The sequence below is a fragment of the Hymenobacter crusticola genome, assembly GCF_002154225.1.
In the GTDB taxonomy this organism is placed as follows: domain Bacteria; phylum Bacteroidota; class Bacteroidia; order Cytophagales; family Hymenobacteraceae; genus Hymenobacter; species Hymenobacter crusticola.
In genome coordinates this window covers 362,960-383,612 of the sequence record NZ_MTSE01000001.1, presented here as the reverse complement: position 1 = coordinate 383,612, position 20,653 = coordinate 362,960, and the positions used below count along the sequence as shown (strand labels likewise).

19 protein-coding genes are annotated in these 20,653 nt (G+C 55.2%); 12 read left to right on the top strand and 7 right to left on the bottom strand.

What is annotated here, in order from left to right; all coding sequences use genetic code 11:
• Positions 1–104 precede the first annotated feature (104 nt).
• Positions 105–2,588, bottom strand: coding sequence for a M4 family metallopeptidase (locus tag BXP70_RS01520; protein WP_086592238.1), 2,484 nt, complete (start codon positions 2,586–2,588; stop codon positions 105–107).
• A gap of 276 nt (positions 2,589–2,864) precedes the next feature.
• On the opposite strand from BXP70_RS01520, the gene BXP70_RS01515 reads away from it, so the two are divergent.
• Positions 2,865–3,656 carry an SDR family oxidoreductase gene (locus tag BXP70_RS01515; protein ID WP_086592237.1) on the top strand — a complete coding sequence of 264 codons (792 nt, stop codon included), beginning with the start codon at positions 2,865–2,867 and terminating at the stop codon, positions 3,654–3,656.
• A gap of 203 nt (positions 3,657–3,859) precedes the next feature.
• Here the strand turns inward: BXP70_RS01515 and BXP70_RS01510 are convergent, their stop codons facing one another.
• Positions 3,860–5,170, bottom strand: coding sequence for an amidohydrolase (locus BXP70_RS01510; RefSeq protein ID WP_086592236.1), 1,311 nt, complete (start codon positions 5,168–5,170; stop codon positions 3,860–3,862).
• Positions 5,171–5,298: 128 nt separating this feature from the next.
• Here BXP70_RS01510 and BXP70_RS01505 point away from each other — a divergent pair, with 128 nt between their 5' ends.
• The gene (locus tag BXP70_RS01505; protein ID WP_086592235.1) at positions 5,299–5,979 is read left to right on the top strand and encodes a phosphatase PAP2-related protein; all 681 of its coding nucleotides are present in this window, start codon (positions 5,299–5,301) and stop codon (positions 5,977–5,979) included.
• A gap of 136 nt (positions 5,980–6,115) precedes the next feature.
• Here BXP70_RS01505 and BXP70_RS01500 read toward each other — a convergent pair whose 3' ends face one another.
• The gene (locus tag BXP70_RS01500) at positions 6,116–6,901 is read right to left on the bottom strand and encodes an SDR family NAD(P)-dependent oxidoreductase (protein ID WP_086592234.1); all 786 of its coding nucleotides are present in this window, start codon (positions 6,899–6,901) and stop codon (positions 6,116–6,118) included.
• Between the two features lie 115 nt (positions 6,902–7,016).
• Entirely contained in the window at positions 7,017–7,832 is an 816-nt protein-coding gene (locus BXP70_RS01495; RefSeq protein ID WP_086592233.1) for a phytanoyl-CoA dioxygenase family protein, read from the bottom strand.
• 228 nt (positions 7,833–8,060) lie between these two features.
• On the opposite strand from BXP70_RS01495, the gene BXP70_RS01490 reads away from it, so the two are divergent.
• From BXP70_RS01490 to BXP70_RS01475, 4 genes are all read left to right on the top strand, one after another.
• Positions 8,061–8,828, top strand: a complete 768-nt coding sequence (locus BXP70_RS01490) for a WG repeat-containing protein (RefSeq protein WP_086592232.1) — start codon at positions 8,061–8,063, stop codon at positions 8,826–8,828.
• A 90-nt stretch (positions 8,829–8,918) separates the two neighbouring features.
• On the top strand, positions 8,919–9,392 hold the full coding sequence (locus BXP70_RS01485; protein ID WP_086592231.1) for a hypothetical protein: 474 nt from the start codon (positions 8,919–8,921) through the stop codon (positions 9,390–9,392).
• Positions 9,393–9,406: 14 nt separating this feature from the next.
• Positions 9,407–10,081, top strand: coding sequence for an energy transducer TonB (locus BXP70_RS01480; RefSeq protein ID WP_086592230.1), 675 nt, complete (start codon positions 9,407–9,409; stop codon positions 10,079–10,081).
• 2 nt (positions 10,082–10,083) lie between these two features.
• Positions 10,084–10,554, top strand: a complete 471-nt coding sequence (locus BXP70_RS01475) for a TonB family protein (protein ID WP_179197540.1) — start codon at positions 10,084–10,086, stop codon at positions 10,552–10,554.
• Between the two features lie 15 nt (positions 10,555–10,569).
• On the opposite strand, the gene argH is transcribed toward BXP70_RS01475, so the two are convergent.
• Entirely contained in the window at positions 10,570–11,874 is a 1,305-nt protein-coding gene (gene argH / locus BXP70_RS01470) for an argininosuccinate lyase (protein ID WP_086592228.1), read from the bottom strand.
• A gap of 207 nt (positions 11,875–12,081) precedes the next feature.
• On the opposite strand from argH, the gene BXP70_RS01465 reads away from it, so the two are divergent.
• Positions 12,082–12,546, top strand: a complete 465-nt coding sequence (locus BXP70_RS01465) for a VOC family protein (RefSeq protein WP_086592227.1) — start codon at positions 12,082–12,084, stop codon at positions 12,544–12,546.
• A 175-nt stretch (positions 12,547–12,721) separates the two neighbouring features.
• Here the strand turns inward: BXP70_RS01465 and BXP70_RS01460 are convergent, their stop codons facing one another.
• On the bottom strand, positions 12,722–13,789 hold the full coding sequence (locus BXP70_RS01460; protein ID WP_086592226.1) for a M20 family metallo-hydrolase: 1,068 nt from the start codon (positions 13,787–13,789) through the stop codon (positions 12,722–12,724).
• Positions 13,777–14,559, bottom strand: coding sequence for an acetylglutamate kinase (gene argB, locus BXP70_RS01455; protein ID WP_086592225.1), 783 nt, complete (start codon positions 14,557–14,559; stop codon positions 13,777–13,779). The genes BXP70_RS01460 and argB overlap by 13 nt, the downstream gene beginning before the upstream one ends.
• 828 nt (positions 14,560–15,387) lie before the next feature.
• Here argB and BXP70_RS01450 point away from each other — a divergent pair.
• The 5 genes from BXP70_RS01450 (at position 15,388) to carA (ending at position 20,569) form a co-directional block, all read left to right on the top strand.
• Positions 15,388–15,972, top strand: coding sequence for a GNAT family N-acetyltransferase (locus BXP70_RS01450; protein WP_086592224.1), 585 nt, complete (start codon positions 15,388–15,390; stop codon positions 15,970–15,972).
• Complete coding sequence (argG, locus tag BXP70_RS01445) at positions 15,972–17,159, top strand: argininosuccinate synthase (RefSeq protein WP_086592223.1); 1,188 nt, start codon at positions 15,972–15,974, stop codon at positions 17,157–17,159. The genes BXP70_RS01450 and argG overlap by 1 nt, the downstream gene beginning before the upstream one ends.
• A complete protein-coding gene (gene argC, locus BXP70_RS01440) occupies positions 17,146–18,129 on the top strand; it encodes an N-acetyl-gamma-glutamyl-phosphate reductase (protein WP_086592222.1) in 984 nt (327 codons plus the stop codon). Before argG ends, argC begins: the two co-directional genes overlap by 14 nt.
• 87 nt (positions 18,130–18,216) lie before the next feature.
• On the top strand, positions 18,217–19,365 hold the full coding sequence (locus BXP70_RS01435; RefSeq protein WP_086592221.1) for an aspartate aminotransferase family protein: 1,149 nt from the start codon (positions 18,217–18,219) through the stop codon (positions 19,363–19,365).
• A 118-nt stretch (positions 19,366–19,483) separates the two neighbouring features.
• On the top strand, positions 19,484–20,569 hold the full coding sequence (gene carA, locus BXP70_RS01430) for a glutamine-hydrolyzing carbamoyl-phosphate synthase small subunit (protein WP_086592579.1): 1,086 nt from the start codon (positions 19,484–19,486) through the stop codon (positions 20,567–20,569).
• Positions 20,570–20,653: the final 84 nt, after the last annotated feature.

The following is a 20,653-nucleotide window of genomic DNA, read 5'->3' as shown; positions in this document are numbered from 1 at the left end:
GCTAACTTCATGGCGCAACGATGTACGAAGCAGTGATTCACAACTAAAAAGGCCCGTCGCAAGACGGGCCTTTTTAGTTAGGTAGTTGGTAGTGGCGGAGCCGATTATTGCTTTACAAAGCGCTGACGGAACTCCTTCTGCCCGTCGCTGACGCTGATGGTATAAAGACCGTTTGCTAGGTTGGCGACGTTCAACTGGCTATTGCCCTCGTAGGTAACGCCCTTCACCGCTGCGCCTCGTGCGTCGAATATGTGTACCGCTTTCACGGTCGCGTTGTCGGGCAGCGAGAGGCGCAGTACGTCGGTGGCTGGGTTAGGGTATACCTCAAACTGACGGACGGGAGCTTGGCTGAGCGATTCTCCTGTGGTCGTCGTCAGACCCGCAACACCCGTGTTATCGAAGGTGCCGCCGCTGACAGTAACCGAGTAATCTTCCGTTTCGCCGTAGCTGTACGTGCCGCAGCTGGTCGCCGTGGAGTTGTAGCTCAGCACCACGCGCAGCCGGGTTTTGCCGGTTTTGGCAGTGGTAGGTACCGTGAAGGTAGAGGATATCGTGGCTGCGCTAGCCGACGAACCAGAAACAATGGTCTCGCCTGAGTCGGTGAAGTCACCATCCTGGTTCCAGTCGATGTAGATTCTCCAGTATTCCGTGTAAGCGGAAGAGGCAAAGCCTGCGCTGAAGTACAACGTCTGCGAAGAGCCGGCGGCTACGCTCGTGGCGGTAGCCGTACCGTCGTAATAGCCGCCATCGGCACCCGACGTGCGGTTGAGGGTACCTCCTAGCTTCACTAAGTCAATCCACTCATACGTAGAGGTACCTTTCGAGCTGCAATAGGCGGTGCTAGTCGTAGGCGGCGGTGTAGTGGTGCCGCCGCTGTTGTAAGCCGCACCCACGCCCACCGCGTACCAAGCATTCGTGGTGGCAATTACCTGCGCCGAACCCGCGCCATATAAGTCGGTAGCGGCTTGAATGGCGGCCGTGCGGGCGCTAGCGTAGTTGGCAGAAGACGTCAAATACACATCCTCCGCCCGGAAAGCAATCTTGGCCGCGACGTCAATACCCGTTCCCGTCACCGAGTAGCTGCTGCCGATGTCGTTGGTGCCGCTGCCACCTTGGCTGAGCAGGTAAAACCAGTAGTTGAGCACGCCCGAGTTGGTGTGCACGCCACCGTTGTCCGACGAACCAGCGTACCAGTAAGTGCCTTTGTAGGTATCCGGCTGCTGGTATTGGTTGGGGTTGCTCATGGAGCGCAGGGCGCCACCAGCTTTCATAATTTCTTCGCCGATGAGCCACGTGCTTTTACCTGTGAGGCCGTAGGTGCTCACGGCGCGCGCTTCCACGCAGGCACCCCAGATGTCGGAGAAGCCTTCGTTCATGGCTCCCGACTCGTACGAGTACGTTAGGTTAGCGGTGTTTTCGCACACGGCGTGGCCAATTTCGTGGCCGCATACGTCCATGGCCGTGAGGGGTTTGAAGGTACTAGCGCCGTCGCCGTAGGTCATGCGCGTACCATCCCAGAAGGCATTTTCGTAGCCGGCGCCACCAGGCGCATCATCGAAGTGCACGTAGCTCTTGATTTTGGCACCCGCGTTGTCGAACGAGTTGCGGCCGTGCACAGCCTTCCAGTAGTCGTAAGTGGCCTGGGCGCCAAAGTGTGCATCGCCAGCCACGTTGTCGTAGTTGGTGTTGTTGTACTCGGTGGCCGTCCAGTTGTTATCGGCGTCTACGAAGTCGGTAGCAGCGGTGTAGCTATTGCCTTTTTTGCAGTTGTAGGTCTCAATACCTAGGCCGCGGGTGTACTCGCGCAAGCGGTAGCCACCGGTGGTCGTTTCGTCGGCAAAGGAGCGGGTGCCGCTGTACGCGGTGGCAAACGTGCCGGTAGCGCCGGCGTGCTTGATGATATCGTCCTTCATCACGACCCGGCCCGTTTGGGCATCCACGTAGATGTAGGCGCGGCTCACGGGCTGCTGGGCATACACGTTGAACTTCCACGCCAGCACAGGCTGGTTCGCAGTCGTTTGTGCGTCTTGGTCTGCGCTCGGCGGCGTCACGATAACAAGCTCGCCTGCTGGCTTGTAGGTAGCAGCTAGGTCTTTTTGATCTTGCTTAAGATTGGCTTCTTCCGTCGCATCTTGCCACATGTATTTCTTGGCGCCCACGTAGTCGAGGGCGCGCTGCAATGCGGCGCTGGCCGTCAGCGACGGAGTTACATTCAGCTCCTTAATAGAAGCAAAGTGCCCACTGATGCTCTCGATGGTACCCTGACGGGCGTGCACGCTGTAGGAAGCATGCTCTACCTTGATGCCACGGTAATATTGGTCAAATCGTTCGTGCACAAAGCCAAGCTGGTCGGTCTGTGCTTTGGTTTGTAACACTTGGTCATTTTTGGTTAGCTGTAGCTGCTCGGTGAGAGCTTTGTGGGCTTCGCTGAGGCTGTAAGCTTGGCTACCGGGCTTGAACTGCACGAAAGCAGGCGTGCCGTCTTCGGCGACTAACTTGCGCTGCACTCGGCTGAGGTCCTGCGCTTGGGCATTGGCGTGAAGAAGGCCACCGAAAAGTAGTAAGGCAGCAGAGTACTTGTAGGGCATAAAGTGGGGTTTAGATTGTGTAGAAAGAATGGAGCGAGTTGGATTTGCAGATAGGAGGCTTCTAACTTAATCAGATTTTAATCCTGTTACCTTCGCATGTCACAATCATAGCGGTATTGTCCATAATCGTCTTTCTATGAGCGAGGCAACGTGTTCATAGCCAAAGCAGTTAGCTAGGTATCTGTGCGTGATGCTGGCTTTTGGCGCAGGAATTTTTTGCCAAAGAAGACCTTGACAATCCTGTCCACGTAGAGCTTTCTGTTTTTCTTCTCTTGTATGACTTCTCCCAACGCCGCTTTGCTTACTAATCGCTGGAACCTAGCCGGCCGTACGGCTCTCGTCACCGGAGCGTCCAAAGGAATCGGGGCGGCCATTGCCACTGAGCTGCTGCAATTTGGCGCTACCGTGCTAGCGGTTGCCCGTCAGCCCGAAACCCTGGAAGCGCAAGTAGCCGAATGGCGCGGCCAAGGCCTCGACGCCCACGCCTTGGCCGCCGACGTAAGCAGCGCCGCCGGTCGGGCCGCATTACTCGGAGCGGTGCGACAGCACACGCCCACGCTCGACATTCTAGTGAATAACGTGGGCACCAACATTCGCAAGAAGACGGTAGCCTACAGCTCGGAAGAATACCAGCACATCATGGCCACAAACTTGGAGTCGACGTTTGAGCTGTGCCGCGGTGCTTACCCACTGTTGCAGGCAGCCAGTGGCAGCAGCATTGTGAATATTTCCTCCGTTTCGGGGTTGTTACACCTGCGCACCGGCGCCATCTACGGCATGACCAAAGCAGCCATGATTCAGCTCACGCGCAACCTAGCCGTGGAGTGGGCCGCCGATAAGATTCGGGTGAACGTGGTAGCGCCCTGGTACATCCAGACCCCGTTAGCGGCCGGCGTGCTCAGCAACGAGGACTACCGCAATGAAGTGCTGAGCCGAACCCCCATGCAACGCATCGGTGAGCCAGAAGAGGTAGCTGCGGCTGTGGCTTTCCTGTGTTTGCCCGCTGCCAGCTACATCACCGGCCAATGCTTAAGCGTCGACGGCGGCTTCACAATCAATGGTTTCTAGACCACAGATTCGACGGATTTTTCGGATTCCGCGGATTTTGTGAGCGATTAACGACCTAGGTGCTAATTACCAAAAAAGCCTTTCCATTGCTGGGAAGGCTTTTCTTTTTTCCGAATAGATCAGGCGGGAAACTGAGATGTGCAGAAGCAATCCGTTTACAAAATCCGCGGAATCCGAAAAATCCGTCGAATCCGTGGTCTAGGTTACTTTTTCAACGCTAGGTAGTCGGCGGCCAGTGTAGCCAGTGTCTTGACACCTAGGGTAAAGCCGCTTTCATCGAGCATAAAGCCGGGTGTGTGGTGCGGAGCCGTGGTAGCGGGGTCGGTGCCCTTGCTCATGCCGCCCACAAAAACGAACAAGCCTGGTACTTTCTCCTGGAAATAAGCAAAGTCTTCGGCGCCGGTAACGGCCTTCTGCATGCTCACTTTATCGGCGCCCGCCGCAGTACGCAAGGAAGGCAGCATCAGCTCCGTAAGTTGGGGGTTGTTGTACGTTACGGGCGCGTAGTTCTGGATGGATACCTCGGCCGTAGCGCCGGCGCTTTCGGCAATGTGAGTGGCCGTGCGGCGAATAGCGGCCCAGATCTTCTGCTGCATGTCCTTGTCGAGCGTGCGGATGGTACCAGTGAGCTCCACTTGCTCCGGAATGATGTTGTTGCGCACGCCGCCGTGTACCATGCCCACCGTAATCACCGCCGCATCCGACGTCAACTCCGTTTGGCGGCTCACGATGGTTTGGAGACCCATGATGATTTGCGCGGCCGTCACGACCGGGTCCACGGCCAGCCAGGGATACGCACCGTGCGCCGATTTGCCTTTCACCACAATGTTGAACACATCGGAGCTAGCCATTTCGCCGCCGGGCCGGTACGAGAGCTTCCCAACTTCTGTTTGGGCCTGAATGTGCACGCCGAAAATGGCATCAACCTTCGGGTTTTCGAGGGCGCCTTCTTTTACCATCAGTTTGGCGCCGCCCTCCTCGCCGGGCAGCGAGCCTTCTTCGGCGGGCTGAAAGATAAACTTCACGGTACCTGGCAAGTCTTTCCGAACTTGGCTCAGCACCTCGGCCGCGCCCATCAGCATGGCAACGTGCGAGTCGTGCCCACAGGCATGCATCACGCCTACTTCCTGGCCATTGTAGTTAGCCTTGGCCTTCGAGACAAACGGCAGGCTGTTGCTTTCCGTCACGGGTAAGCCATCCATGTCAGCACGCAAGGCCACGACTGGGCCAGGCTTGCCGCCTTTTAGAATTCCGATAACGCCTGTGCGAGCCACACCCGTTTTCACTTCAATACCGAGGCTTTTGAGGTGAGCCGCAACGATGCCGGCCGTGCGCGTTTCGTGGTTACCTAGCTCAGGATGCTCATGGATGTCGCGGCGCCAGGCAATAACTTTCGCTTCTTCTTGGGCAGCGAGCTTAGCAATACGCGCATCTAGGGCAGCATTGGACGCAGGCGGCGCCGCCGCAACACTCGTTAGCAGGGTTGTGGCAAGCAGCGCGTAAACAATCTTCATACGGGATAAGGCAAGAGGCTGAAAAACGGCTCGTAAGGTACAATGCGGTTGCCATTCAGCCATAACCGATTCGGCTAGCTATTTTTGTCTCTTCAACGGCCCCTATGGTCGCTGCAGGATGAAGCTAAATGTTTAGTACAAAAAGAGAGGAGCCCGTAGTGGTGGCTCCCTTGCCGCGTAAAGGCGCAAGCAGTTGGGCGTGGGCGTGGAATGACCCCAGTTTTCGGTGGCAGTTGGGCCTAGGTCTGCTACTCGGCATTTGTCTGGCCTTCGGAATGCCGCATTACTTCGCCTTCATTGAGGCTAGGCACGGACGGGTGCTCGCGGACCCGCTGCTGGCGCGGCTGCCGGCCTTCGACACTTCCTGGATAACCTTCACGATTATCTACCTGAGTATTCTGGTGGCGCTGATTCACTTAGGGCAGCGGCCACTGGCGTTTGTGCAGGTGCTGTGGTCCTATTGCCTTATGCACCTGATTCGGATCGGCACGCTTTGGCTAGCGCCTCTCGACCCGCCTATTGGCCTCGTACTTCTACATGACCCTATTGTGGATACGTTGTTTTACCCGACTAATCCTATTACAAAGGATCTGTTTTTCTCGGGCCATACAGCCACCCTTATGCTCTTGTCACTGGGCGTGCGGAGTCTGTGGCTCCGGCGTTTGTTGCTGGTTGCCACTGCTGCTGTTGGTTTTCTGGTGCTGGTGCAGCACGCGCACTACACCTCCGATGTGCTAGCCGCTCCGTTTTTCGCAGGTCTGAGCTTTTGGCTGGCCGGTAAGTTGTTCGGAAAGCGTCCGGCTATTTAGGACCTAGCTAAAGTATTTCTCCTGCTTCGTTGCCCAGTGTATAGGTGCAACACGTTGTGTCTTGCCGTTGCTGCTCACCTAGGTTATGTTAGGAAGGACTGTTCAACGTAGCGACGCAAACTATTGCATCCACCGGCTACTTCAGATGTTTCTCGTAAAGGCCAGCCGCAATTTTCTCCGTCACGGCTTTCGGCACAAAGCTCGTTAGGGTCGCTGAAATCTTGTTCAAGGCCCCCGGAATAACTTCGGCTTCGCCCGCTAGCATGGCCGTGATACCGATACGCGCGACGTCTTCTGGCGTCATGCCGAATTTGTTGGCGGTAGCTTGCAAGTCGGCATTCATGCCGGCCCGGTTGGGGAAATCGGTGTTGGTGGCGCCAGGGCTGAGGCATGTCACCGAAACAGGCGTACCACGCAGTTCGTAGCGCAGGCCGCGGCTGAAGGTGAGCAAGAACGCCTTGCTGGCCGCATACAACGAAAGCGTAGGAACGGCTTGGTAAGCTGCCGTGCTAGCCACGTTCAGCACGTAGGCCTTGGGTTGTTGCCGCAGCAACGGCAATAAGTGGTGCGTCAGCTCGACGGGTACTAGCATATTGAGCTGCAGCATATTCTGCTGGTCGGTGAGTGGCAACTCCTCGAAGCGGCCCCACAGACCATAGCCCGCATTATTGATCACGACGGCCAGATCGGAAGCCTGCGAGCTAGCCCATTCGGCCACGCGCCCGGCAGCTCCTGGCTCGGCTAGGTCGGTGCCTAACACCTGTGCCTGCACTTTATGAGCCGCACTTAGCTCGGTGGCTAGTTGCGCAAGGACATCTGCCGAGCGTGCCACCAGCAGCAAGTTGTAGCCCCGTTGGGCTAGCTCCGTGGCTAGCGCCCGGCCAATTCCGCGCGAAGCACCAGTAACAAGGGCAGTTTTCAAAGTAGTAGTTGGGCGAAGTGAAGGATAGCGTAATGAAGTAATTAAATAGCGGAGGACCTGAGTACATCATGAACGACATTACTCAGATACTCCGCTATTCAGTTACTTCTAAAGTTTACTTAACCAAGTGCAAGAAGCGCAGGTAGAAAGGTGTGGCACTGTTGGCATCTTTGGGGTCGTACTTGCCAGCAATGATCGGAATGTACATCACGCGGCGACGCGAAGCTTCCCCTATCAGCGGCGACTGGGCCACGCGGTGCCACATCCGGCCATCGTGCACGGTGAGGTCGCCGGGCTCAGTTTCCACGGCCACTTCGTTGTCGTCGGAGCTTACGTCTTTGTAGTACTTCTTGCGGAAGAGCATGTCGCGCAGGCCTTGGCGGTGCGTGCCCGTAAGCAGGCGCAAGCCGCCGTTGGTGGCCGGGGTGCCATCAAGGTGCACGCCCACGTTGAGCATCGGCCCAATGCGCTTGCCGTAGAATACGTCGCGCAGCGAATCGGTGTGCCAGCCCATTTGCGAGAACTCGCTGCCCGTTACGTTCACGTAGTGGTTAATCACCAACCCATTTTTCTCGTTTTCACCTACGCGGCCACCCTGCGTTTCGAGCAGCGGAAACAAAGCCTGGAAACGCGGATCTTGCAGAAAGTCGTGTAGAACGGGGCTGTAGTGCGAGGCAAAAGCAAAACGCTGCACGATGGGCGAACCATCCACATCCTTGCCGTACTTAATGGGTACGCCGTTCACTTTCTTAATGCCTTCCTCTAGCCACTGCTGCTGCACCTGCTGCGAGGCGTGCAGTAATTCCTGCACTCTATCACGAGAAATAAAAGGTCGAAAATGAAGAAAACCATTCTCTCTAAAAAACGCCAACTGCTCTGCTGTGAGGCTATTACCTAGGACAAAGCGGGGATAGTCTTGTATTGCTGACATAAGAAAGCGGCGACATAACCGGCGCCTGGTAGCTGCAAAGATACAACACGTGCGGCCGTCTGAAATAAGTTGAGGTTAAACTGTCTAACTCCGGCCGCATGGTGCAAGCGGCAAAAATTGTTCTAGTCCTGTGAAGAAAACGTGAATCAACTGTTAAGAAGCCTTTTCTGTTTTGAGAAGTTGCTGTTATCTTCCGGTCTTTCCCGCTCTATCTTCACACCTATCTTCATGAAACTTTTCTTGACACTACTCGTGCTGGCGAGTGAATTTGTCGGTGCCCAACACTTACCCCCAACTCTGGTGCCATTTCGGCGCGGCGACAAATGGGGCTACGCCGATCAGCACCAGCGCCTAGTGCTTCCACTGCAATATGACGAAGCTGGTCCATTTATCGAGGGCGTGGCGTGGGTGCGGCAAGGTAAACTGTTTGGGTACATTAACGCCACGGGCAGCTTGGTGACGCCGCTGCACTTCGCCAAAGCTAGCAATGTGCAACACGGCCGCGCTACTGTAGTACTCGGCGACGAAACCTTCGATATCGACCCGAGTGGGCAGCGCTTGAGTACGCCTCCGGCTCCCGCACCCGAAATTGATGTGCTTAGCCAGGGCCACATCACCCACCAAAATGGCAAGCTAGGGTATCGCTTCACCGTTGGCGATGCTGTTGTGCCGGCCGAGTACGACGAAATTAAAGAAAACGCCAACGGCCTATTGCTGGTCCGGCAAGGGCAAAAGTGGGGCGCCATCAACGACAAAGGCAAGTTGGTGCTGCCGGTGGCATACGATGCTATCCGGTCGGATCCTGCTGATGAATCGGCCTTTCTCATCGTTGAGCAGGAGGGCCAATTTGGTTACCTAGCTGCCGATGGACGTTTGCTGGTGAAGCCGAGGTACCGCGCCGCCGCGCCCTTCCAGGAAGGTGTTGCACGCGTGGTTACCGATGCCGGGCAAGTCGGCTACATCGATGCGCGCGGGGAAGAGTATTTCAAAGAGTAGGCGGCGAGTTCTGAGAAGTAGGATAGGGTATATCATTTTCTGAATGATAAGCGTTTAGCGGTTTGTGTCTGATCCTACAACCAACTGACTATGCGCTACTCCTGTCCTGCTATTTCCTTCTCGTACTTCAAACGTTTTCTGCTCACCCTGCTGGTAGGTGGGGGGCTAGGTATGCTCAGCCACAGCGCACAAGCACAAAACCAGCTTCCGCAGGACGCTGAGTCTCCTTTTCGCTTGCTGCCCAACTACGAGAAGGTATACACCTATGTGGAACGGATGCCGGTCTTTAAGAACGGAGGAAATGAAGGCTTGATGGCGTTTATCAAAAAGAATCGGCCGACGCTACCGGCTGGTGCGAAGGGGCTGTTCATGGACTTTGTGGTAGACAAAAGTGGCAAGCCAACGCAAGCCAAATTGATCACCGTGCCTAGCGGCATAACTATTCCAACTAGCACCTATCAGGAGGTAGGGCGTCTGCTAAAGGAAATGGAATTCGTGCCTGGTCAACAGGGCGGTAGGGCAGCTAGTGTCTCGTTTACGGTTCCGCTGGCTCGTAGTAAGTAGACGTTGTTGGCAATATGCTCCCGCTGCCCATCCTCAATGTGCACCTCAGGCCCTGCGACGCCGACTGGCAGCAGATGACGCCTACCGCCGAAGGTCGCCACTGCGCCCACTGCGACCGGGTGGTGCACGACTTCACCAGCGCCTCCACCGCCGACCTAGCACAAGCCCGCGCTGCTTCGCCCGATGGCCGCCTGTGTGGCCGATTTCGCCGCGAGCAGCTAGCACCTAGGCCGCAGTTGCGCTTGAAGCTGCGGCGGTTCCTGGTGGCGCTGGTGCTGGTGTGCGGGCTAGGCTTGACGAGCGGCGAGGCGTGGGCACAGGTGAAGAAGCCAACTACCAAGGCTTCTGCTGCTAAATCCGATGACCAGTTTTTAGGGTTGTATGTCGAGCAAATGCCGATATATCCGGGTGGGGACAAAGCATTGTTGCGATTCATACAGACGCACCTACGCTATCCACATGGGCAGGTCAAAAGCGGCAAAGTGTTCGTCGGTTTTATCGTTACAAAAACCGGGAACGTGCGTGATGCTAAAGTTTTGAAAGGTATAGGGGAGCCTTTTGATTCTGAAGCTAGGCGCGTAGTAAGTTCATTAGGCAAATGGACACCCGCCCAGCAGAACAGCAGATCAGTAGATGTCAGCTTCACAGTGCCAGTCACTTTCTCGCCACCAAGCTCAAGTTCGGAATAGCCATGAAGCGTTTTGCGATGGTGCTAGCATTGCTCTGTTACCTAGGTCTGACGAGTACTGAAGTGTGGGCGCAGGTAAAAGGTGCCCACACTCGCAATAAATCTGACTCTGCTCTCAACACCGACATTGATATGACTGGGCTAGCTGTGAAGGACGAACCCGAACTGAGGGAATCACCAGTATATAATCAATGTTTCATGTCCTTACCCGTTTACAAAAAAGGAGGTACAGCAGGAATGATCAGATTTATAAAGAAAAACATCCATTACCCTGAGAATAAAACAATTCAAGGCAAAGTGTTAGTATCGTTTGTTATCGACAAGACAGGTAAAGTACGTGCCCCAAAGATCACTCAGGGGTTGGAGCCTAGCTTTGACGCTGAAGCCTTGCGTGTAGTACAACTACTTGGTGACTTTACCTCTACCCAAAACGATATTCTTTATACTGTACCTATCACTTTCAGCTTAAAGTAAGTTGTAAGCTAGGTGCTACTTCCCCAGCACCGTACTCCCTTCCCGCACCTTCGCCACCTTCGCCTGAATTTCCTCCAGACCTAGGTTGTGCACGCTACCTAGGTGCGTGGTATGAAAGTCTTTGTGTGGCACGTAGCTGCCGTCGTTCACGGCCCGACCTACCTGCTGATACGCTTCGCGGAACGGCGTGCCCGACTGGATCAACTGGTTGATGTTCTCCACCGAGAAGATGCCGTCGTACTTGTCCTGGTCTACCAAGTTCGACTTAATCTTCAGCTCCGGCAGCGCGAAGAGCAGCATATCCAGAATGTCGCGGAACTGCATCATTGGCTCGAAGAGGATTTCCTTGAGCAGCTGAAAGTCGCGGTGGTAGCCGCTGGGTAAGTTATTGGTGGCTAAGATGATGGTATTGGGCAACGCCTGGAGGGTGTTGCAGCGGCCCCGGATCAGCTCGAACACATCCGGGTTCTTTTTGTGGGGCATGATGCTGGAGCCCGTCGTGAAGGCGGCCGGCAGCTCCACGAAAGCTAGGTCTTGGCTGTTGTAGAGCACGAGGTCGTAGGCTAGCTTCGAGAGGGTACCCGCAATGCCGGCAATGGCAAAGGCTACCGTTTTCTCCGTCTTGCCGCGCAGCATCTGCGCGCCGACGGAACTCACGGCTAGGTTGCCGAAGTGCATTTCCTGGGTCGTCAGCTTGCGGTCGATGGGGAAGCTACTGCCGAAGCCGGCGCCCGAACCTAGGGGGTTTTGGTCAGCTACGGTGTGGGCGGCTTCAAATAGGGCAATATCCAGCAGCAGGTGCTCGGCGTAGGCCGAAAACCACAGCCCAAAGCTGCTCGGCATGGCGGCCTGGAAGTGCGTATAGCCTGGCATCAGGTCGGCTTTGTGGGCCTCTGCTTTTTGCAGCAGCACCTCTACTAGCGCCATGATCTGCGCGGCAGTTTGCTCGGTGTAGTCTTTCAGAAACAGCTGAATAGCCGTCAGCACTTGGTCGTTGCGGGAGCGGGCGGTGTGGATTTTCTTACCTGCGTCGCCGAACTTCTCGGTCAGGTAATACTCAATCTTGGAGTGCACGTCCTCGAAGCTGTCTTCGATGGTGAAGCTGCCGTCGGCTAGCTGCGCTTCCAGTTCCCCTAGGCCTTGCTGAAGCTGCTGATTTTCCTCCTCAGAAAGCAGACCTATTTTTGCCAACATCTTGGCTTGTGCCTTCGAGGCTAGCACGTCGAACTTCGCTAGGTAGAGGTCTAGCTCCCGGTCTTTTCCAACGGTGAACTGTTCAATCTTCTCATCGACGGCAATGCCTTTCTCCCAGATTTTCATGTCTATAGAATGTCGCGCGAACTGTAGGAAAGCATAAGCAAACTTCCGTTTCGCGCCCTCGTTTTTACGTTTTTTCTTACCAGAGCCGGAAGGTACAGGTCGTGGGCTAGCCTGTCGCAATCGGCCCCTTCTTTTGTCGCTTTCGCCCACTACGCTAGGTGTGCCAGTAGAGTAGTTTTGGTGTATTCCCAACCAAGCGCAAGCGCCATGCAAAAGATAACCACCTTCCTGACTTTCAACGATAAAGCTGAAGAGGCTGCAACGTTGTACACTAGCCTTTTCAAAGATTCACGCATCACCAAGGTAACGCGGTACCCCGAAGGCACCCCCATGCCGGCCGGCACTGTGATGACAGTGGAGTTTGAATTAGCCGGACAAAAATACGTAGCGCTGAACGGAGGACCACACTTCACCTTCACCGAAGGCTTTTCGCTGTCCGTTGGCTGCGCTGACCAAGCCGAAATCGACTACCTGTGGGAGCACCTCACGGCCAATGGTGGCGCGCCGGGCGACTGTGGTTGGTTGAAAGACCCATTCGGTGTATCCTGGCAAATCAACCCCGTCAACATGAGCCAACTACTATCCGGCACCGATCCGGCCCAGTCGCAACGCAAAATGGCCGCCATGATGCAGATGCATAAGATTGACATTGCGGCCTTGGAGCAAGCCTAGGCTTGCGTAGAGCTGGTCAACAACCAACCCATGCAAATACCTTGGAACGTCATGCTGAGCTTGCCGAAGCATCTCTACCGCAGTGGTAATATCATTTACTTTGGCGGTAGAGATGCTTCGGCAAGCTCAGCATGACACCATGACTTTTGTCAAACCGTTTCATAAGAGCCTAGGGCTACAACGTTAGCTCATCCAGCAACTTAATGTAGTCGTTGATCCCGCTACGAATCTCGCTCAGGTAGATGTATTCATCTGGCGTGTGCGAGCGGGCCGAGTCGCCGGGGCCGATTTTCACCGTCGGGAAGCTCATCATCGACTGATCCGAAAGCGTAGCCGAGCCGAAGGTATTTTTCCCTAGCTGTATACCTTTCTGCACAAATGGATGCTCCAGCGCGATGCGCGACGAGTTCAGGTGCGTCGAGCGCGGCGTCACGTCCGACTGCACGTTTTCGCGCACGAGCTGCACTACCTCTTCGTTCGAGTAGAACTCGTTGGTGCGCACATCCACCACAAACTGGCAACGGTCGGGCACCACGTTGTGCTGGGTGCCAGCCTGAATTTGGGTCACCGTCATCTTCACCGGACCTAGCATCGGCGAGACTTCCGGAAACTGGTACTGCTGAATCCACTGAATATCCGCAACGGCTTTATACAAAGCATTTTCGCCTTCGTTGCGGGCGGCGTGGCCGGTTTTGCCGTGGGCCACGCAGTCGAGCACGACTAGGCCTTTCTCGGCAATAGCTAGGTCCATTTGGGTCGGCTCGCCTACGATGCCTAGGTCAATCTTTGGCAGCAACGGTAGTAAGCGCCGAATGCCATTCGCCCCCGAAACTTCCTCCTCCGCCGTGATGGCGCAGATCAGGTTGAAGGCTTGCGGGTATTGCTCAAAGTATAGGAACGTCGCGAGCAAGCTTACCGCCGAAGCACCTGCATCGTTGCTACCTAGGCCGGTGAGCTTGTCGTCTTCCAGCGTGGCCCCGAACGGGTCATAAGTCCAGCTAGCGCCGGGCTTCACCGTGTCGTGGTGGGAGTTGAGCAAGATGGTCGGGCGACCTTCAACCCAATTCTTCGACACGGCCCACACGTTGTTCGCATCGCGGAAAACGTTGGCTTGGTGGCTTTGCAGAAAGTTGTAGATCAGCGTTGCCGTTTGGTCTTCCTCTCGGGAGAAAGACTGCGTCTTAATTAGCTGAACGAGAAGCTGAATAGCTTCTTCCGAAAGCTGCGAAGCTAGCTCCGACATAGCACCGTTTTGATAGGCTCGTTGATCTTCATGGCGTGCTCAATCACCACGCGCTCCACGCCAGCTTCCAGCGCGGCAAAAGCATTTTCCATCTTCGGCAACATACCGGCGGCAATGACGCCATTCGCCTTTAGCTCTTGATACTGCGTAGGCGTAATCTGCGGAATCACCGATTGATCGTCCTGCACATCGGCTAGCACGCCGTTTTTTTCAAAGCAGAAATGCAGCTCCACTTCATATTGTGAAGCTAGGGCCTTCGCCACGGAGCTAGCGATGGTATCGGCGTTGGTGTTGAGTAACTGGCCTTGGCCGTCGTGGGTGATGGCGCAGAAGACGGGCGTGAGGTCTTGTTGCAGCAGTTGGTGAAGTAGATTGGCGTCGACGCTTTGGTCGTTCAGGTCGCCGGCGAAGCCATAGTCAACTTCCCGCACCGGGCGCTTGGTAGCCCGAATCACGTTGCCATCGGCGCCCGACAAACCTAGGGCATTCACCTGCTGCTGTTGCAGCAATGCCACAATCTGCTTGTTCGTCTTGCCGGCGTAGAACATTGTCACGATGTCGAGGGTAGCGGCGTCGGTGATGCGGCGACCGTTGATCATACGTGGCTCGATGCCAAGGATTTGCAGCATGTCGCTGGCGCCTTTGCCGCCGCCGTGCACCAGGATCTTTTTGCCCGCTATTTTCGAAAGCTCTATTACAAACTGACCTAGCTGCGCGCTGTCGTCAATGATGCCGCCGCCAATCTTGAATACTTTCAGAAGTTCTCTCATCAACTAGTTATATGTTCCGCACGCTGTAGAGACGCAACATTTTGCGTCTCGTCGTTGCTGATGTTGTTTAGGCTGCTACTGTATTGTTCAGCACCAAGCCGTTCAACAAAGAGACGCAAAATATTGCGTCTCTACACGTCAGAATTCAGCTCATAATTGAACTGTAGCCGCAGAAATGTGTTTGGATAGTGCAAAGGTCTTATACCTATAATAAGATCAAACCCCGAATAATGTAAGCACCCGCACAAAGACGCTTGTACGACAGTTTGGACAGTGATTTGCACGTAATCGAGACGTGTAAAACCTAGATACACTAGGCTGATCGGCAGCGGCGGAAGCAACACTGCACCATACGCCACGTAAAGCCAAGGGGTAGCGACGTTTATCCACCCGACGCAAACGGCGCCGCAGTTACCAAATCGTGACGAATAACACTTTTTCAATCAACCACCCTGTTGATAATCAGTTGGTTGAATAGTGTCGGCACGTAACTTGCCCCTCACGGAAGCTTGCAATATCCCCCAAGGTTTCTATGTTTGCAAAAAATATCCGCATGTGGACTGCCCGTATTGGTCAGTCGCTGCGCAAAAGATCCAAACGGACAATGACTCGACGACGGGTGTAGACGCTATAAATCTGCTGGTAATGGCACTGGTGCCTAGCCGGCCCGGCCATCTTTTCGCCGGATTTAAGCCTCTGCCGGACCCTAGGCCACTCGCCTCGCCCCGGCTGCCACACATGCTTCGAGAGAAGCGGCTCACCGTTCCCGCAATTCCTTTGCTTTTCGAGACAACTGCCTACCCGGTAGGCACTTCTATTGCCGTCCCCATGACTTTACGTGTCGCCACTTTCGCCGACATTCAATATGTCGACACCCTGTGCCAATGGTATGTGGAATCAGCCAAAGCACGTGGTACGGGTATCGCCAAGCGCGACCCCAACTATCTAATCAAGAAGATTCAGAATGGCGACGCCATCATTGCTTTCGTCGATGATGAGCTAGCGGGCTTTTGCTACATCGAGACCTTCGAGGACAACAAGTTCGTGGTGAACTCGGGCCTCATCGTGAGCACCGAAGTTCGCAAGGAAGGCCTCGGCCGCGCCATTAAAAACGAAGTCTTCAAGCTTTCCCGCACCAAGTACCCCGCCGCCAAGATTTTCGGCATCACGACCAGCGCAGCCGTGATGAAGATCAACTCGGAGCTAGGCTACCGCCCTGTAACCTTCCCGGAGCTGACGCAGAGCGACGACTTCTGGAAGGGCTGCATGAGCTGCAAGAACTATCACATTCTGCAAGAGAATGAGCGCAGAATGTGCCTGTGCACCGGCATGGTGTACGACAACCTGAACGACAAGTACGCGCAGCAACCCCAAGCAACCATCAATTTCATCGAAGAACCCCAAAAGCACTAATGAAAAAGGTAGTTCTCGCCTACAGTGGCGGATTGGATACATCCTATTGTGTCGTGTATCTGACGAAAGAACTGGGCCTGGAAGTCCATACGGTTATCGTCAACTCGGGCGGCTTTTCGGAAGAAGAGCTAGCCGCTATTGAAAAACGTGCATACGAGCTAGGCTCGGCGCGACATGAAGTAATCGACGTTACCGAGCGCTTCTATCAAGAGTGCTTACGCTACTTGCTGGCGGGGAATATTTTGAAAAATGACACGTACCCGCTGAGCGTCAGCGCCGAGCGCATGTTCCAGTCGTTGGCGCTGGCCGAGTACGCCCGCGAAAACAACGCCGACTACATCGCCCACGGTAGCACCGGCGCCGGCAACGACCAAGTGCGTTTCGACGTGGCTTTCTCGGTGATTTCGCCGAACACCGAAATCATCACGCCCATCCGTGACCTAGGTCTCTCGCGCCAAGCCGAGATTGAGTACCTGCAAAAGAACGGCGTGGAGATGAGCTGGGAAAAGGCCAAGTACTCCATCAACAAGGGTATTTGGGGCACCAGCGTAGGCGGCGTCGAAACGCTGACTTCCAACAAAGGTCTGCCCGAAACGGCGTGGCCAACTCAGCTAAGCGAATCGGAACCGCAGGACATTGAAATTACCTTCGAGAAAGGTGAGCCCGTGGCCCTAAACGGCGAGCAGATGAACCCAGTAGCCCTCATTCAAGCGCTGAACGACTTAGCTGGCAAGTACGCCATCGGCCGCGACACGCACGTGGGTGACACCATCCTAGGTATCAAAGGCCGCGTGGGCTTCGAAGCGCCCGCGCCGTTGATTCTGATCAAGGGGCACCACTTGCTAGAGAAGCACACGTCGTCGCGCTGGCAGTTGCTGCACAAAGACTACATCGCCAACTGGTACGGCACGTTGCTGCACGAGGCCCAGTACCTCGACCCCGTGATGCGCGACATGGAAGCTTTCCTTGCGTCGTCGCAGGAGCGTGTGTCGGGTACGGTGTACGTGACCTTGAAACCCTATCGTTTTGAGCTGCAAGGTATTTCGTCCCCTTACGACATGATGCAGTCGAAAGTGGCCACCTACGGCGAGGAGAACAACGCCTGGGATTCGCGCGACGCCAAAGGCTTCATCAAAATTTTCAGCAACCAACTTCGGATTCACGGCAGCTTCGATGGACAAAATTAAGGTCGGTATTGTCGGCGGCGCGGGCTATACAGCCGGCGAGCTGATCCGCATCTTGTTGCACCATCCGAGCGCTGAAATCACCTCTATCGTTAGCTCCTCGAACGCCGGCAACCCGGTGTTCCAGGTGCACGACGACCTAGTGGGCGAAACTGACCTAGCTTTCAGCTCGGAGCTAAGCGGCGCGGAAGATGTGGTGTTCCTCTGCCTAGGGCACGGCAACTCGAAGGCGTTCTTAGAGAAAACCAACCTGTCGGAGTCGGCCAAAGTCATTGACTTAAGCAACGACTTCCGTCTGAACGCTGATAAGCAGTTCGGCGGCCGTGCCTTCGTGTACGGTTTGCCGGAGCTGAACAAAGCGAAAATCCAGCAGGCGCAGAACATCGCCAACCCTGGGTGCTTCGCCTCGGCCATTCAGTTAGCCTTGCTACCACTAGCGGCGGCCGGCAAGCTCACGAATGACGTACACATCTCGGCCATTACCGGCTCAACGGGCGCTGGTCGAGAACTGACGGAAACGACGGGCTTTACCTGGCGCACCAACAACATTTCCATCTATAAGCCCTTCAAGCACCAGCACTTGGGCGAAATAGGGGAGAGCCTCGAACAGCTACACCCTAGCTCCGATATTGAGGTGAACTTCATCCCGTACCGCGGAAATTTCACGCGTGGTATTTTCGCCTCAGTGTACACCAAGGCTGACCTGACCCAGGACGAAGCCCGGCAGCTGTATAAAGACTACTACGCCGCGGCGCCATTCACCACAGTGTCGGACAAGGAGATACACTTAAAGCAGGTGGTGAATACTAACAAGTGCCTGCTACACGTGCAAAAGTTTGGTTCGCAAGTGCTTATCACGTCGGCCATTGATAACTTGGTAAAGGGAGCCTCGGGCCAAGCCATTCAAAACATGAACCTGCTGTTCGGCCGGCCCGAGCAGGAAGGGCTAGGGTTGAAGGCTGCTAGCTTCTAGCTGCCAGCTATTGGCTACGTTCAATACTGTTTTGCAAAGTCTCATAAAAGCTACTAGCCAACAGCCAGTAGCTAACCGCTAAGAAAAATGGAGCTTTTCAACGTTTATCCGCTCAACGACATCACCCCGGTGCGGGCCCTAGGTGCGCAGCTGTGGGATGATAAGGGTCAGCAATACTTGGACTTCTACGGCGGCCACGCCGTGATTTCCATCGGGCACAGCCACCCGCATTACGTGCAGCGCCTTACGGAGCAGGTGCAGAAAATCGGATTCTACTCCAACTCGGTGCACATCCCGATTCAGCGCGAGCTGGCGCAGAAGCTAGGGGAGGTGTCGGGCTACCCCGACTACACGTTGTTTCTGTGCAACTCGGGTGCGGAGGCCAATGAGAATGCACTGAAGCTAGCTTCGTTCCACACCGGCAAGAGCCACGTTATTGCGTTCAAAGGTTCTTTCCACGGCCGTACCTCCGGCGCGGTAGCCGCTACCGACAATCCGAAAATTGTAGCGCCGTTCAACGCAAATCACTCTATTTCCTTCCTGCCGTACGATTTGGAGGAAGTGGAGCGCGTGCTACAGGAGAAGCTGACGTGCGCCGTTATCATCGAGCCGATTCAAGGCGTGGGCGGCATCATCATGCCGTCGGATAAGTTTCTGCAAGGGCTGGATGAGCTGTGCCGCGCCAATGGCGTGGTGCTGATTGCCGATGAAGTGCAGTGCGGCTACGGCCGTAGCGGCAAGTTCTTCGCGCATCAACACGCGAGTATTAAGCCGGGCATCATCTCGGTGGCGAAGGGTATGGGTAATGGCTTCCCCATCGGTGGCATCCTGATTTCACCGGAATTCAAAGCATCGTACGGATTGCTCGGCACTACCTTCGGCGGCAACCACCTAGCTTGCGCGGCGGCGCTGGCGGTGCTGGAAGTCATTGAGCAGGAAAACCTGTTGGAGCACGCTCGCCAAATGGGCGAGTACCTGAAAACGGAGCTGTTAGCCAACGGCGACGCCCAGGAAGTACGCGGCCGCGGCCTGATGGTCGGGTTGAAGTATGACTTCCCCATCAAGAATGTGCGCGACCAACTGCTGACAGAGCACCACATTTTCGTGGGCAATGCTTCTGACCCGACGGTACTGCGTTTGCTGCCGCCACTCAACATTAAGCAGGAAGAAGTTAATCAGTTTTTGCAGGCGCTTTACGCTTTAATTGCCATAGAAGCAGAAGCTAAACCAGCATAAAACAATAACTCCCTTCCTTTTCCGAGGAAGGGAGTTATTGTTTTATGCCCTAGCTTTGTGGCGCTAATTTTTGCAAGCAACGACCACGGGGAACCTCCCCAATTCAGCCAATATAACATTGACTAAGCAAGTGAAGCTAGTGCTGGAAGACGGCACCGAAATCCAGGGTAAATCCTTTGGGGCTTTCACCTCGGCCGCGGGCGAAGTGGTATTTAGCACGGCCATGACCGGCTACCCCGAAAACCTCACAGATCCTTCCTTTAAGGGCCAGATCCTAGTGCTGACCTACCCCATGGTAGGCAACTACGGCGTGCCCGGCGAGGAGCTCTACGAGTACGTGTCGAAGGTGTTTGAATCGGATAAGATTCACATCAGCGGCCTGGTAATCAATTACTACTCCGAGGAGCACAGCCACTGGAACTCTGCCAAGAGCCTAGGTGACTGGCTGGCCGAGTACAACATCCCCGGCATCTACGACGTCGACACGCGCTTGCTGACCAAGAAACTGCGTGAGAAGGGCGCTATGCTCGGCAAAATTGTAGCCGCCGATGACATTGAGATGCATGACCCCAACCAAGACAACTTGGTAGACGCCGTGAGCATCCCCGAGGTACAACGCTACGGCACCGGCAAGCATAAAATTGTGCTCGTCGACTGCGGCACGAAGTCGAACATCATTCGCTGCCTGCTCCAGCGCGACGTGGAACTTATCCGCGTGCCATGGGATTACGACTTCAACAGCATCGACTACGACGGCCTGTTCCTGAGCAACGGCCCCGGCGACCCGAAAACCTGCGAGCCCACCATCAGCCACCTGAAAACGGCGTACGGCACCGAGAAGCCCATCTTCGGTATTTGCCTAGGTAACCAGCTCATGGGCCTAGCGGCCGGCGGCGATACTTTCAAGCTGAAGTACGGCCACCGCAGCCACAACCAGCCAGTATTGCTTTCGGGTACCAAGCAGTGCTACATCACCTCCCAAAACCACGGCTTCGCGCTGGACACGAAAGGCTTGCCCGAAGAGTGGGAAATGCTATTCGAGAACCTGAACGACGGAACTTGCGAAGGCATCAAGCACAAATCGAAGCCGTTCTTCTCCGTGCAGTTCCACCCCGAAGCCGCTGGCGGCCCTGAGGACACGGAGTTTCTATTCGATCAGTTCTTAGACTTAGTAGAGAAGCACAAGGCTGAGCAAGGCAGCTAGGTCTTAGCCCGTCAACACCTCTGACCGTCATGCTGAGCTTGCCGAAGCATCTCTACCGCTTCGTATGAACGTTAAAATTTGCTT